We start from the raw sequence: 15,032 nt of genomic DNA, 5'->3' as shown, positions 1-15,032 counted from the left end.
CTTATTGGTCAAGGTTGAATTGATCAAGCTCGATAACTTTCCACGGTAAGCCAAATTCATTCATGTCGGCCATGAATAGATCCGGATCAAACTGCTCGATATTGAAAACGCCTGGTGTTAACCAGTTTTTTTCAACCATCATTTTGGCGCCAATCATTGCTGGAACACCAGTTGTATATGAAATAGCTTGAGAGGCTACCTCTTTATAACAAGCTTCGTGATCACAAATTTGGTAACAGTAAACTATTTTTTCTTTACCGTCTTTTAAGCCACGCACAACGGTACCAATACAAGTTTTACCTTTTGTTCTTGGCCCTAAGCTTGATGGATCAGGTAATAATTTAGCTAATAATTGAATAGGTACAATTTGATGCCCTTCATATTCAATGGGCTCAATACCTGTCATGCCTACATTACCTAATACTTCTAAATGCTTAAGATAGTTGTCTGAAAAGCTCATCCAAAACTGTGCACGTTTTAACGTAGGAAAATGTACCGTTAACGATTCTAGTTCTTCGTGATACATGCGGTAAATATCAAAGTCACCAACACCATCAGGACAAGTAAACTTCGCTTTTTTACTCATAGCGGGTGTGGTTACAAACTCACCATCTTCAAAGTGACGACACTCAGCGGTAACTTCACGAATATTAATTTCAGGATTGAAGTTAGTGGCAAACGGGTAACCATGGTCGCCACCATTTACATCAATAATATCTAGGTAATGGATTTCATCAAAGTAATGTTTAGCAACATAAGCAGTAAACATGTTGGTAGCGCCGGGATCAAAACCACTCCCTAAAAGTGCTGTTAAGCCTGCTTTTTGAAATTTTTCTTGATAAGCCCATTGCCATTTATATTCAAATTTAGCGGTATCTAATGGTTCGTAGTTTGCAGTATCCATGTAATGTACGCCGGCTTCTAAACAAGCGTCCATAATGGTTAAGTCTTGGTAAGGTAACGCCACGTTAATCACTAAGAATGGCTTTTCTTGCTTAAGTAATGCAACAAGTTCAGGAACATTATCAGCATCAACTTGCGCCGTATTAATTGTTACGCCTGTTTTTTCTTTTACGCTATTTGCAATAGCCTGACATTTAGCTAGCGTTCTGCTAGCTAATACAATTTGGGTAAATACATTATTTTGTTGAGCGCACTTTTGTGTAACAACGTTACCTACACCACCTGCGCCGATTATCATCACTTTAGTCATTTTAAAATCACATACGCTAAAAAAAGTTGGTGAATTTTAGTGATAAATTCAAATTTTACAAGCTATTTTTTAGCTAATGTCCTCATAGTAAATAATAGTTAATTTAAACAATAGTCGTATAAAAAACAAACAATAGATACTTGGTATTAAGTATACTGCTCTATAAATTTAATAGATTCATTCCATTGTGGGTTTTGACCCAATTGTTTAAAGCTGTGTTGTGTGCTTTTTAATAAACGCTGAATACGTTGGTTACTGATTTTATTTATATTGATATTCGCGTTATCAATCACGCTAATGCAGCCTTCTCTGTTATTACATAATAACAACATATCGCAGCCTGCTTGCTGTGCAGCTTCAGCTCGTTCTACATAACCACCAACACAAGATGCGCCTTCCATAGATAAATCATCACTGAAAATAACCCCTTCAAACTCTAACGATTCCCGTAGTATTTTCTGCAACCAATACGATGAAAAACCAACAGCTTGGCTATCTATTTCAGGAAATATAATATGCGCAGGCATTAACGCATCCACTTTATTCGCTTTAATTAGGTGTTTAAAAGGTAAAATATCGAATGCTTCTATTTCAGATCTTTTTCGGTAATCAATAGGTAAATCAATGTGAGAATCAGCTTTAACACTACCATGCCCCGGAAAATGCTTACCTGTAGCCTTCATGCCAGCCAAGTGCATACCTTCAATAAACGCATTAGCCAAATGAATAATAGCTTCGGGTTGAGAATCAAAAGCGCGATCACCAATCACTTCACTAATACCGTTTACATCTAAAACAGGAGCGAAGCTAATATCAATATTACAGGCTTGAACTTCAGTCGCCATAACGTAACCACAATGTGTGGCGAGCTCTTTTGCCTTAGCATAATTTTGCTGTGTTTTAGCCATAAGTGAACCCATTGCAGGGATCAAACTAAAACCTTTTCTAAAACGTTGTACTCGACCACCTTCATGATCTACCGCAATAAGAAACTCTTTTTTGGCGGCTTTACGTATTTGGTTATTTAAATCAGACAACTGCTCCACAGATTCAAAATTACGCGTGAATAAGATAAGGCCACCAACAAGTGGATGTTGCAGTAACTCTTTATCTTCTTGAGTGAGCGATGTACCCAGTACATCTAACATTATAGGGCCCATGTAAACCATCTTCTAACTGTAATATACGAATACAGAGATTATAAATGATTAATATTAAAAGAATATAAATCATTAGGTTTATCTAGATAAAGCGCATTAAAACAACATTTAAAGCTTGGTATAAATGTTGTTTAAGAAGATTTGATCAAGCGTTGGAAGGAATAATTGGAGCCGCTACACCAGCAGCAATATAAGGAATAACCTGTTGAATAACACCTGAAATATCAATATTTTTATCAAAATCACTTTTAGCAATATCAATTAAAGCGCCGCTTGAAGACATAGTAAATATAACAGTGCCCATAGTAAGGTGTAATCGCCAAAATACTTCTTCAGCGGTCAATTCAGGATAAGCTTTATAAACCGCGGCAACAAAATTTGAGATAACTCCCGGATATTGAGTGGTTAAAAACCAACGTAAAAAACCTTGGCTGTCGGTATAACCACGCCCAAGTAATTGTAAAAAGTTACTCGTACCGTTTTCTTTAAATTGATTTAACCACAATAGCGGTTCAACAAAAGCAGAAAACACTTCAATTAAGGTAGGTTTTTTATCGTCGTCACAAATTTGTTTAAGAGTGTTTTCTAAACGAGGAGACAGTTCATTCATATAACGAGACATTACTGCTTTAATTAGCTCTTTTTTAGAACCGAAATGATAATTTACAGCAGCTAAATTAACTTCTGCTTGACTGGTAATTTCTCTTAACGATGTACCATTAAAGCCATTTACAGCAAATAAATGTTCAGCGGCGTCTAATATCTTGTTTTTTGTACTCATAATATGATCAAATTTTTTATTGAAATAAGTAAACTGAATTTTCAAACAACCAGTTTAAACAGGTGTTTAAAGTATCGTATAACACTAGCATAGGTCAATGTTTTGAAGAAACAAAGGTAGCATGAAATATACTTTTGTTCATTTATTAACACTGCAACATTATATTATAGCTTTAATATACCCGTTACCACTCAAGATACGTATTTCAGCACACTTGAGCGATATCAATTCAAGGAAATGCTTTGTAATAATGGTCGTCCATATAAAAAGGATTATGGTTGCTCAAAAATAAATTTCTGTTTTATTAATAATAATCTCATTATAGAACACCATTTAACTTAGAAAATCCCCTTTTCATACTATTTTAATTTACTACAAAACATATTTTCATATACTGCATGTATAATTTTAAAAATAAAGAGCGCTATAAAAATGAACAAATCATTTACGCTATCAACCATTGCAATCGTTATGTCTACGACATTATACGGCTGTATGGGAGAAGCTTCAGTTAAGTCAACATCTCCAACGCCTCAAGAAGCCAATCAAGCATTAACAGCAAAAGATGCCGAAACTTTTTTGAATAACACAGAGCAAGATTTAATAAAACTAGGCATAGAAGCTAATCAAGCTGAGTGGATTTATAGCAATTTTATCACTGAAGATACTGAAGCTTTATCTGCAAGAGTTAGCCAAAAAACAACAGAAGCGAGTGTTAAATATGCGATAGAAGCAGCTAAATTTGATAACGTAAATGTTTCTGCTGATCAAAAAAGAAAACTAGATATGCTAAAGCTCGGCTTAGTGATGCCTGCTCCACAAGATCCAGAAAAGTCAGCTAAATTAGCCCAACTAGGTTCGCAGTTAAATGGAATGTACGGTAAAGGTACTTACACGAATAAAGCAGGACAAACACTTAATTTAGGTGAGATGACAGCTACAATGGCTACCTCTCGCAATTATGATGAATTATTAGAGCTATGGGAAGGTTGGAGAACCATCAGCCCAGCAATGAAACCTTTATACGTTAAACAAGCTGAGCTAGGTAATGAAGGCGCGAGAAGTTTAGGTTATAAAGACTTAGGTGTTATGTGGCGCTCTAAATACGATATGCCTGCTGACGATTTTTCTAAAGAACTTGATCGTTTATGGGGACAAATAAAACCTTTATACGATGATTTGCATTGTTATGTTAGAACTGAATTAGGTAAGGAATATGGCGAAGATAAAGTGCCTCAAAACAAGCCGATTCCAGCCCACTTATTAGGAAATATGTGGGCACAATCTTGGGGTAATATTTACGACTTAGTTGCACCTAAAGATGCCGACCCTGGATACGATTTAACAGAACAACTTGAAAAGAAAAACTACGATGAAATAAAAATGGTAAAAGGTGCTGAAAAGTTCTTTACTTCTCTAGGCTTTGATCCTTTACCAGAAACCTTTTGGTCACGTTCATTATTTACTAAACCGAAAGACAGAGATGTTATCTGCCATGCTTCCGCTTGGAACTTAGACTCTAAAGACGATATACGTATTAAAATGTGTATTCAAAAAACAGGTGAAGAATTTGCGGTAATTCATCACGAACTTGGACACAACTTTTACCAACGCGCATATAAAAATCAATCGAAGTATTATCAAGGTAGTGCAAATGACGGATTTCATGAGGCGATTGGCGATACTATAGCGCTCTCTGTAACACCTAAATACTTAAAAAAGATTGCTTTAATCGATACCATCCCTGATGAATCTAAAGATATTGGATTGTTACTTAAGATGGCGCTAGATAAAGTCGCTTTTATTCCCTTTGGTTTATTAGTTGATAAATGGCGTTGGAAAGTGTATTCAGGCGAAATTACTCCTGAAAACTACAACACCGCTTGGTGGGAATTACGTGAGAAATACCAAGGTGTTGCAGCTCCCGTTGAACGCGATAAAAATGCCTTTGATCCGGGCGCTAAATACCATATACCCGGTGGAACACCCTACTCACGTTATTTTTTAGCGCATATTCAGCAATTTGAATTTCATAAAGCCCTATGTGAAATATCAGGTAATACCGACCCCATTCACCGTTGCTCAATCTACGATAGTAAAGAAGCTGGCGCTGCGTTAAATACCGTATTAGAAATGGGTGCGAGTAAACCGTGGCAAGAAGCCTACAAAGTATTAACTGGTACTGAGCAAATGGATGCTACCGCTGTTTTAGATTATTTTGCGCCATTACAAGAATGGTTAAAAGAGAAAAACCAAGGAAAACAGTGTGGTTTTTAGACGTAAATTTTATCTGTTAAACAGAACTTAATCATCCGCTCCATCTATTTATAAATAAATCAGCTGAATTGATACTAATAATTCAGCTGATTAACTAACCTCAATTCGGGTTAATGAATGTTAGCGAATGAGTTAAAACCCTATTTATCAAAAACTTAATACACACCATTATTTTCCTAAGCTATATTAGTCTCTCAACATTGATATTTTTGTGTATAACAAGGCGAATTTAGGCGTAAAAATAGCTTGTTGAGTAACTTTGCTTATCCCGAGCTGAGGTTAAGTATTCCCCTAACGTCAGTCAACCTATATCCTTAGTTATATTGCTAGCGACTTAGTGTAAACAAAAATACTATGTAGTGTTATGTAACCATTCAAGATGCAGGTTTCAATGAGAACTTAAAACAATATAGGCACAGATTTCACGTGCCAAACTAAATCTAAGGTCTACATCCATGTAAGAACCTGACTAAAGTTAATAACGAAGCATAAACTGTTTTTAGAACCTCCGAAGAAACACTCTGAAATAGCCTCTTGATCGGTAAGGGGTATATACAGCAAAAAAATTAACGTAATTCTCTTCTTAAAATTTTACCTACGTTAGATTTTGGTAATTCATCGCGAAACTCAACTAATTTAGGGACTTTATAATTGGTTAGGTTTTCACGACAATGGGCAATAAGCTCTTTTTCTGTGACACTTTTATCTTTCAATGCCACAAATATTTTAACAATCTCACCACAACTATCGTCAGTTACTCCAATCGCTGCAACCTCAAGAACACCTTCGTGCATCATCACAACTTCTTCAATTTCATTAGGAAAAACATTAAACCCCGAAACAATAATCATATCTTTTTTACGATCAACTATTTTAAAATAGCCATTTTCATCCATACAAGCTACATCACCTGTGGCCAACCAATCGTCTTTCAATATTTCGTTAGTCGCATCGTCACGTTTATAATAACCTGCCATGACTTGTGGACCTTTCACCCACATTTCACCAGGTTCACCTACAGCAACTTCTACACCATTTTCATCCATAATTTTTATATCGGTAGACGGAGCAGGTAAGCCAATAGTGCCATTGTATTCAGTTTGCGTGTATGGACTTAAAGTAACTAAAGGTGCACATTCAGTTAAACCATAACCTTCTAACAATAAAATAGATGTAATTTGTTGCCACTTTTCAGCTACAGGTCGTTGCACAGCCATACCTCCGCCAAGCGCCATTTTTAAATGGCTAAAGTCTAAATCTTTAAATCCTGGTGTGTTAATAAGACCATTAAATAAAGTATTTACCCCTGTAATAGCACTAAAAGGGTATTTAGCTAATTCTTTTACAAAACCCGCCATATCTCTGGGGTTGGTAATCAACAAGTTAGTTCCACCAAGTGTTACAAACGTTAAGCAATTAGCCGTTAAAGCGAAAATATGATAAAGAGGAAGTGCAGTAACAATAATTTCACCTCCCTCATCAAGCAATGGTTTGATAGCAGCTTTAGCTTGTTCTAAATTTGCCACCATATTACGGTGTGTAAGCATAGCTCCTTTTGAAACACCTGTTGTTCCTCCTGTGTACTGTAAAAAAGCTAAGTCTTGTCCAGTAATATCTACAGGTTTAAATGTTCTTTTCGCGCCTTCAGTTAATACGGCATTAAAACGAATAGTATTAGAAAGTTTAAAAGCAGGTACCATTTTTTTAACGTATTTAACGGCAAAGTTAACCACAGCCCCTTTAACTAAGCCCAAACGGTCACCTAACGAAGTTAAAATAACGTGTTTTACATCGGTTTTATCGATAACTTTAGCTAAGGTACTCGCAAAGTTTTCAATAATGAGTATAGCTTTGGTATCTGAGTCTTTTAATTGATGCTCTAGTTCGCGAGCAGTATATAAAGGATTAACATTAACAACCGTTAAACCAGCCATTAAGGCACCAAATAACGCGATAGGATATTGCAGCGTGTTAGGAACCATGATGGCAAATTTATCGCCTTTTACTAAGCCCAGATCTTGCTGCAAATAAGCAGCAAACGCTTCAGCTTGTGAAGCTAACTCGCTATACGATATTTCAGATCCCATATTAATGAATGCTGTGCGATCAGTATAAATACCACAGTACTTATTAAACATTTGTACCAATGATGAATATTTATCAGGATCTATTTCAAATGGAAGATTAGGAGGATAACTTTTTTCAAGCCAAATTTTGCTCACGATGTTCACCCTATTATAGTAATATTTTTTATGTAGATTTGATGAAAATAAGTTTTATCAAATATTAACTGGTCATTCCAGTTAATTTATCATCTTATTCAAAAATACCCGTTAAATTAGAGAATATGTGCTTATTTACTCTAATTTTAGCTCCACTTCAGCAGAAGACCTTTCATTTTAAAAGACTAAATTGATGTAACAAACTCACTAATAAGCTTAGCTGTTTCTTTAGGTTTTTCCATATGAACATGATGTCCACCTTCAAGCTCAACTATTTTTTTACAAGGCATTAAAGGGCAAAACAGTTCTATTCCTTTTCTAACAAAGTCTAACCCTTTACTACCATAAATCACTTGCACCGGTATTTTAATATCAGAAATGATTTGTTTGCATTGAGTTAAACTTAAACGATAAGGAGATATAGTATTTAATTTACGATCTGAACGCCATGACCATTGCCCTTTTGTATACAGCAAATTGCGAGAAACAATAAGTTCAGCATGGCGATACTCAAGATCTGAGATAAGCACTCTTGCTCTTACTGCTATGTCTAATGATAAAGTTGATGATTTTCTGTTAATAGTGGGAGCTGAGCTCGCTTTAATTCGACTTAGCATACCTTTACGCAATACTGAGGTACTTTCTGCCTCATCTCCGTAAATAAAGCCAATAGAATCGATTAAAGTTAAAGATTTTACTTTTTCTGGAAACGCTGCAGCAAAAGCTGAAGCAATCATTCCCCCCATTGAATGACCTACAATATGAACGTTAGTCCACTTGTTAGATTCAAATAACGCCAAAATATCATATACCCAATCAATAAAATGATAATGAGCATCAACACTTTTGTGTGAAGAAGCACCATGGCCAGGTAAATCAATTGCAATAACATTAAAGTCATCTTTAACGTCTAAATACTCAAATAATGGCGTAAAACTAGCCGCATTATCTAACCAGCCATGTAGGCAAAGTATTATATTATTTGAATTTTTATTAATGGTAAGTGCGCTAATTTGAGAAGAGGCTGTTTTAAAAACAGCCTCTTCAATACTTTCTGAAGGGATTTTCATCTAATTTACGTATGGTTATCGTTTTTTGACTGGCGGCATAATCGATTTAGTCGATTGCTTATTACTTGAGCTTGACGAACGAATAACAATAGGACGATTATAATTAATATGTGAGCCTGACCAGTAATATGGGTCGTTGTGATAATAGTGTGGTGACTGACGTAAATTAATATCAACACGTTGGATATTTTTCCATAAATGAACGCTTGCGTCTTTTAACACAGGAAAATCATATTTATGTTCACCTATTTGACCACTTTCAAGTTCAGCTACTGTACCTACAGCAGTAATACTTCGTCCTTCTTTATAAATTACAGGATCAAGTAAACCTTTAAAATATAGCCTAAAACGACCAGGAGTTTCATCACCTTTCTTCGGTCGTAAATTATAGGTTAGCGGAAAATTAACAATTTCTAACATGGTATTGTCAGCATTATTCTTTACAGATGCAATAACACCACCCCAACGTGCTTTTTCACCAATAATACTAGCAGTAGGTGATTTTGCACTTGAGAATTCTACTGTTTTGGTGTTTTCGGGCAACTCTAATTTTTTAGGTACAGACGCACATGCTGTACATAATAAAACGCATGATATAAGCCAGTATTTTGTCATGATGAATCTCCTATGCTTTACTTATTACAAGTTAACTGCAATTTAATTACAATCTACTGACAATAGATTGTGATGTCTATCTTACGGTAAATTTAGATCGCTTACTTAAGGTAAATAAACTCAATATAGCCATAACAGACCAGATTATTACCCAAATAAGTTCAGGAATAAATGTTATTTCTGCTAAACGAGCACCATCACCAAGAGAGCGTCCGTCTAGCAAATACAATGGGCTTAACAAGCTATTTAATAACACCATAATACCGGTAAATTTTAATAATTTTTGTAAATAACCTAATTTTGGTAATTTAAATTGTAAGAAAAAAATCCCCAGCACCACTAACAAAATAAATAAGGTTAATAAATCTCGTACCCAAAAAATGAGAGAACACACAATAAGCGCAATAATTAATCCAGTAACAATTTTTGCCACTTTTTGATTAATAGATGCAATTGAATAAATTAAAAAGCCCCACATAATTGCGCCAGCATAGCCCATAAAGCTGATTAATAAGGTAAAGCCACCACGAGTTGTACATAAACCCGCACCATTAGGAAACAGCTCTATTTGAACAACACTTCCCCCCGTAATTAAAGCAGCAAGGCCGTGACTAATTTCATGAAAATAGCTTTCTAACCATTTAAAAGGGACTGAAATAATAGGGATTTGAATAAATATAATTGCGGCAATAATAAACAGCCAAAACTGGTGTCTATTTAAAAAACCAACCGAACTTTTTTGAATATTAGGCAAATAGATTAACGCCAAAGAATTGTTTTATGTTTTCTCTCTGAGCAATGTTATCAACCGATTGATAGGCTGCAACTGCTGAAAGGTTTTGCTGAGAAGGTTTATCGTACTGAGAGCTTTTAGATTGTTGTTGATCACTTGCTGAATTATTGGTTGAGGAGTTTTCTCCTCGAACCACAATACCTGTGCCTGATTGAGCTGAATTTAGCTCGGCTTGTTGTTCAAGTAGTGCAATAGCTTCTTCACTAACATCAAACCGTGATTTATCTTTCTCTAAATTTTTGCTTTTACTACTTTGATTATTTTCATCAATAGGCGCTACAACAGGCTTTACATTCCCCTGTTGATTAGCTTTACCAACACCTTGTGTACCTTGTGCGGCACGTAAAGCTTGGTTTGAATATGTTGAGTCATTTATGTTCATAAGTGTAATTTAACAAATAATGATAAAGGTTAAAACTAAATTTATTTTAGCTGATTTTATAAGCGCCACAGCAATAAAATTACGATTGAGATTTCTGTAAAGTATAAATTATAGACTATTTACCCGGTAATTTCTTCCATGAGACGGTATCTCGCACATAAACAGGTTGAGCGTTTTCTGCAGCGACACCTTTATTTTGACTAAAAGCCACTGCGCCAATAAGTAACATAGCTTGAGCATGGGGGAATAACAGTTCGGGTTCGCCTTCATTATGTTTTAATTGTTCAAGATCGGCCTTGTAAGCTTCCCAACCGGTACCTACACCATAAGGTAAGTTATTCATATCAAGACTTACCGTATCGATATAATATTGTTTAACCGTAGCTGGTGGTAATACACGTTCTGCAGTTTTAGGTTGCATAATATTATTGTCGTCAGCTTCGTAATAGCCTGTATAAACTTCACTCATACGCGCGTCAATCGCTGAAATAACACGAGTTTCACCATAAGTAGTTAAGGCTTGTTGCGCCATAGCCTGCAAAGTAGATACACCGACGACAGGTAATTCAGCTGAAAAAGCTAAACCTTGTGTTACGCCAATACCTATACGTACTCCAGTAAAACTCCCTGGACCTTGACCGTAAATAATTCCGTCTAATTTATCTAAAGAACACTCGGCACTTTTTAATAGTTCATCTATCATAGGCAATAAACGTAAGCTATGAGATTGCGGACATAACTCATATAAACTGGTGATATTACCTTGATACTGTAGAGCTACTGAACACGCTTCTGTTGATGCATCAATAACTAAATAATTTGCTTTACTCATGTAAGTTTTGTCTCTGTTTCTAACTTTTGTTCTTCTGTATTATTGTTCAAGCTTTTTAAAAATGTAGCTGCTTGTTCAATATTTCGTGTGCGCTTCATCGCAGGTAAACTATTTAAAAACACTTCCCCGTACGGTTTATTAACGAGTCTATTGTCGCAAATAACCAAAACACCTTGGTCGCTTACATCTCGTATTAAGCGCCCTACTCCTTGCTTTAAAGCAATAACCGCTTGAGGTAGTTGTATTTGCGAAAAAGGTTCGCCACCACGGCGTTTTACATCTTCACTTCTTGCTTGTAATAAGGGATCATCTGGCGAAGCAAAAGGTAACTTATCAATAATAACACAAGTTAAGCTGCTCCCTCTTACATCGATACCTTCCCAAAAACTTGCTGTAGCTAATAAAACTGCGTGTTTTTGTTCAATAAATTCTTCAAGTAATTTTCTTTTCCCCATTTGCCCTTGTACTAACAACGGGTTTTCTATTTGCTCTGAAAGCAGTTCAGCAACTTGATGCATTACGCGATAACTAGTAAACAACATAAAACAGGCACCTTGGCTTGCTTCAATTAACGGTAAAGCAATATTTGCTAACGCATTTGCACGGCTTTTATCATTAGCTTCAGGTAAATAACGCGGCACAACAAGTTGTGATTGTTGTTCGTAATCAAAAGGGCTTTCCAGTAATAAATGATTAGCGCTAGTTAAGCCTAAATGCTGAGCAAAATGTTCAAATTTTCCATCTACCGCCAGCGTTGCTGATGTAAATATCCAACCAGCACCTGACTCTTTAACGTACTCACTAAATTTATCAGCAACAGATAATGGCGTTTTATGAAGCACAACATGTCGAGGTGTTGTTTCATACCAAAAGCTCATGCCTAAAGCATCAACATCTACCATAATATCGTACTGTGCTAATAAATTAACGGCGCGTTCAAAACAATGATCAATCGCTTCATTACGCGATACACACAATTTGATCACCTGATACAAAAAATCTAAATCTACTTTTAACGAGGCGAATGCTTGACCAAAGCGTTTTTGGTTATGCTTTTCTCGCCAGTTTCCCCGTTCAGGATCATAATTAAATAACAGCCTAAATTCTTGGCTTGTTTTTAATAGCTTTTCAGCCGCTTTTCCTAATTGTTTAACATCCGTTAAGCTAGTTTTATAAACCTGAATAACATCGGTACATAAGTCTAATAATTGGCGAGTTGAAAATGCCTCACCAAAATACTCACTCGCAATATCGGCTATTTGATGGGCTTCATCAAAAATCATAATATCAGCTTTAGGAATTAGCTCACCAAAGCCGCTATCTTTTAATGCCATGTCAGCAAAAAACAAATGATGATTCACCACAACCAAATCAGCATCAATCGCTTTTTGTCGTGCTTTGACTAAATAACAATCTTCAATATTAGGACAATCTTTTGCTAAACAATTATCGACAGTGCTGGTAACAAAAGGAAATACCGGAGAGTTTTCAATAACATTAACCAGTTCGCCCGTATCCCCCGTATGAGTAACATTTGCCCATTCTCTTACTTTTACAAAATCAGCTAAACTTTCGGCATCTAACTGCCCTCGCGATTCTTTATATTGATCAAGTCGATAAATACATAAATAGTTAGCGCGACCTTTCAACAAAGCAACTTGTGCCTGAGTCGCAAGAGACTTTTTAATAAGAGGTAAATCTTTATGAAATAACTGTTCTTGCAGGTTTTTAGTCCCGGTTGAAACAATGATCTTTTTTTGAGGTTCTTCTTTCGCAGCAGCTTCTTTATTAGCAATGAGTGCAGGAATTAAATAAGCAAAAGTTTTACCTGTACCTGTTCCAGCCTCCACAATTAGCGATGACTTATTTTTAATTGAATTAGCCACTTCAATGGCCATATCAGTTTGGGCTTGGCGTGGTGAAAAGCCTGAAATAGCGCTAGCTAATGCGCCATTTTCAGAAAAAGCATGCTCAACAGGAGTCATCTACAGCAGGATTCTTTTAGATTAAGTTAATTGCGTTCTATTATAAGGAAATGAAGGAGAAAAAATAGCGTTGAAGTAAAAATCACCGCGGAGAAATACTTAATCACACATATATATCTAAATGTGGAGGTTTATCTTCACCCTGCTTAGAATCAACGCTATCAGGCGTTTCTTCTTCAGCATCACTTTTTTCAAGCTTATGCTTATCAGCATGCTGTTCTAAGTGATCAAAATCTTCTGTTAATTCAGCTGTTGCTGGTTCTTTAGCTGGTCCCTTAACTTTAGAGTTTGCAGGTTTTATTGGCGTTTGAACAACACGCCTCAACTGAGTGGTAAAAATATCCATCATGCTGCCCTCCGCAATTTAACATTAAATACTAATAGCTCTATTATCGGCTTGTAAGAGAAAACCTTTACTATCTTAGATCAATATTTCATATTAAATAGTTAAGAAATACTTGCCCTAAAAGCAAATAAACAGTATTGTACGCTCCATTAAACAGATTAAAAATATTTCTGTACTGAAATTTCTACGTAATGAATATTAAACAGAAAACGACACGTTTTCCAAAACGAGAAAATAATGAATTTAAACCTGAACTTACATCATCATCACCATACGGATTAGCTGCTCAGGTTTATTCGCTGAGGGGCTGTGACCTTTCAGTGGTAATCGAAATATAGAATTTTCTAAAACCCCCGAAAGAGTCATCTCTCTCGGGGGTTTTTACGTTTAGCTCTATCAGCTTAACGAAACAAGAATGATCAAATTTAAAATTTTAAAATTAATAGGACATTAAGCATGACAACTGAAACACGTTTACGCATAGCAATGCAAAAATCAGGTCGTCTTAGCGACGATACACAAGCTCTATTTAAACGTTGTGGTTTAAAAATCAACGTTACAGATAGAAGATTACTCGCTCATGTTGCTAATATGCCTATTGATATTATGCGTGTAAGAAGCAGCGACATCCCAGGATTAATTATGGATGGCGTATGTGATTTAGGTATTGTTGGTGACAACACGCTTGAAGAAGAAGAATTAGCACGTGCTTTAATTGGCAGCAAAAATGAATACATTCGTACAACACCATTAGATTTTGGTGGCTGTCGTTTTTCTATCGCTATGCCTGAAGAGTTTGAATATACCGGCCTTAAATGTTTAGACGGTTTACGATTTGCAACAACCTACCCACAATTATTAACTCGTTTTGCCAAAGAAAACGGTATTAACGTAGAGTTTTGTTTATTAAAAGGTTCGGTGGAAGTAGCTCCTCGTGTAGGTTTAGCTGACGGTATTTGTGATTTAGTGTCAACAGGCGCTACTTTAGAAGCCAACGGATTAAAAGAAGTTGCTGAAGTATTTCGTTCAAAAGCCTCATTAATACAACGTGCAGATACCTTAAACCCAGAAAAACAAGCTATTTTAGATACCTTATTGCCACGTATACACGGCGTAATGAAAGCTAAAGAAAGCAAATACATTATGCTACACGCACCTAAAGACAAAATTGCTGAAGTAAGCACTTTAATGCCGGGAACTGAAACACCAACAATTTTACCTTTAGCGGGCCGCGAAGACATGGTTGCCGTTCACGTTGTTGCTACAGAAACATTTTTCTGGGAAACAATGGAAGAATTAAAAGCCTTAGGTTGTCACTCAATTCTTGTTATGCCAATTGAAAAGATGATGGGCTAA

At 35.9% G+C, this 15,032-nt stretch carries 13 protein-coding genes and 1 other annotated feature; of the genes, 2 read left to right on the top strand and 11 right to left on the bottom strand.

Going from position 1 to position 15,032, the window contains the following annotated elements:
- Position 1 precedes the first annotated feature (1 nt).
- From ACM9HF_RS18400 to psrA, 3 genes are all read right to left on the bottom strand, one after another.
- The gene (locus ACM9HF_RS18400; protein ID WP_473612851.1) at positions 2-1,213 is read right to left on the bottom strand and encodes a saccharopine dehydrogenase family protein; all 1,212 of its coding nucleotides are present in this window, start codon (positions 1,211-1,213) and stop codon (positions 2-4) included.
- Between the two features lie 146 nt (positions 1,214-1,359).
- Positions 1,360-2,373, bottom strand: a complete 1,014-nt coding sequence (gene nagZ / locus ACM9HF_RS18395; RefSeq protein WP_473612847.1) for a beta-N-acetylhexosaminidase — start codon at positions 2,371-2,373, stop codon at positions 1,360-1,362.
- A 145-nt stretch (positions 2,374-2,518) separates the two neighbouring features.
- Positions 2,519-3,154 carry a TetR family transcriptional repressor PsrA gene (psrA, locus tag ACM9HF_RS18390; protein WP_473612843.1) on the bottom strand — a complete coding sequence of 212 codons (636 nt, stop codon included), beginning with the start codon at positions 3,152-3,154 and terminating at the stop codon, positions 2,519-2,521.
- Positions 3,155-3,586: 432 nt separating this feature from the next.
- Here psrA and ACM9HF_RS18385 point away from each other — a divergent pair, with 432 nt between their 5' ends.
- Positions 3,587-5,431, top strand: coding sequence for a M2 family metallopeptidase (locus ACM9HF_RS18385; RefSeq protein ID WP_473612839.1), 1,845 nt, complete (start codon positions 3,587-3,589; stop codon positions 5,429-5,431).
- Positions 5,432-5,997: 566 nt separating this feature from the next.
- Here ACM9HF_RS18385 and fadD read toward each other — a convergent pair.
- From fadD to ACM9HF_RS18345, 8 genes are all read right to left on the bottom strand, one after another.
- A complete protein-coding gene (gene fadD / locus ACM9HF_RS18380; RefSeq protein WP_473612835.1) occupies positions 5,998-7,653 on the bottom strand; it encodes a long-chain-fatty-acid--CoA ligase FadD in 1,656 nt (551 codons plus the stop codon).
- Between the two features lie 185 nt (positions 7,654-7,838).
- A complete protein-coding gene (locus ACM9HF_RS18375; RefSeq protein ID WP_473612831.1) occupies positions 7,839-8,723 on the bottom strand; it encodes an alpha/beta fold hydrolase in 885 nt (294 codons plus the stop codon).
- 15 nt (positions 8,724-8,738) lie between these two features.
- On the bottom strand, positions 8,739-9,338 hold the full coding sequence (locus ACM9HF_RS18370) for a Slp family lipoprotein (RefSeq protein ID WP_473612828.1): 600 nt from the start codon (positions 9,336-9,338) through the stop codon (positions 8,739-8,741).
- A 76-nt stretch (positions 9,339-9,414) separates the two neighbouring features.
- The gene (locus ACM9HF_RS18365) at positions 9,415-10,092 is read right to left on the bottom strand and encodes a M50 family metallopeptidase (RefSeq protein WP_473612825.1); all 678 of its coding nucleotides are present in this window, start codon (positions 10,090-10,092) and stop codon (positions 9,415-9,417) included.
- A complete protein-coding gene (locus ACM9HF_RS18360) occupies positions 10,085-10,513 on the bottom strand; it encodes a hypothetical protein (protein ID WP_473612821.1) in 429 nt (142 codons plus the stop codon). The genes ACM9HF_RS18365 and ACM9HF_RS18360 overlap by 8 nt, the downstream gene beginning before the upstream one ends.
- Positions 10,514-10,628: 115 nt before the next feature.
- Positions 10,629-11,345 carry a tRNA (adenosine(37)-N6)-threonylcarbamoyltransferase complex dimerization subunit type 1 TsaB gene (gene tsaB / locus ACM9HF_RS18355; RefSeq protein ID WP_473612817.1) on the bottom strand — a complete coding sequence of 239 codons (717 nt, stop codon included), beginning with the start codon at positions 11,343-11,345 and terminating at the stop codon, positions 10,629-10,631.
- Complete coding sequence (gene yoaA, locus ACM9HF_RS18350; RefSeq protein WP_473612813.1) at positions 11,342-13,330, bottom strand: DNA repair helicase YoaA; 1,989 nt, start codon at positions 13,328-13,330, stop codon at positions 11,342-11,344. Before yoaA ends, tsaB begins: the two co-directional genes overlap by 4 nt.
- Before the next feature lie 103 nt (positions 13,331-13,433).
- Positions 13,434-13,679: a hypothetical protein gene (locus ACM9HF_RS18345; RefSeq protein WP_473612810.1), complete on the bottom strand. Its 246-nt coding sequence runs from the start codon at positions 13,677-13,679 to the stop codon at positions 13,434-13,436.
- A gap of 254 nt (positions 13,680-13,933) precedes the next feature.
- Positions 13,934-14,063 (top strand) — a sequence feature (His leader region).
- A 69-nt stretch (positions 14,064-14,132) separates the two neighbouring features.
- On the opposite strand from ACM9HF_RS18345, the gene hisG reads away from it, so the two are divergent.
- Positions 14,133-15,032, top strand: coding sequence for an ATP phosphoribosyltransferase (gene hisG, locus ACM9HF_RS18340; protein ID WP_473612806.1), 900 nt, complete (start codon positions 14,133-14,135; stop codon positions 15,030-15,032).

Origin of the sequence: Colwellia sp. RE-S-Sl-9, from assembly GCF_048296855.1 — a bacterium.
In the GTDB taxonomy this organism is placed as follows: domain Bacteria; phylum Pseudomonadota; class Gammaproteobacteria; order Enterobacterales; family Alteromonadaceae; genus Pseudocolwellia.
This window is presented reverse-complemented; position numbering and strand designations above follow the sequence as displayed.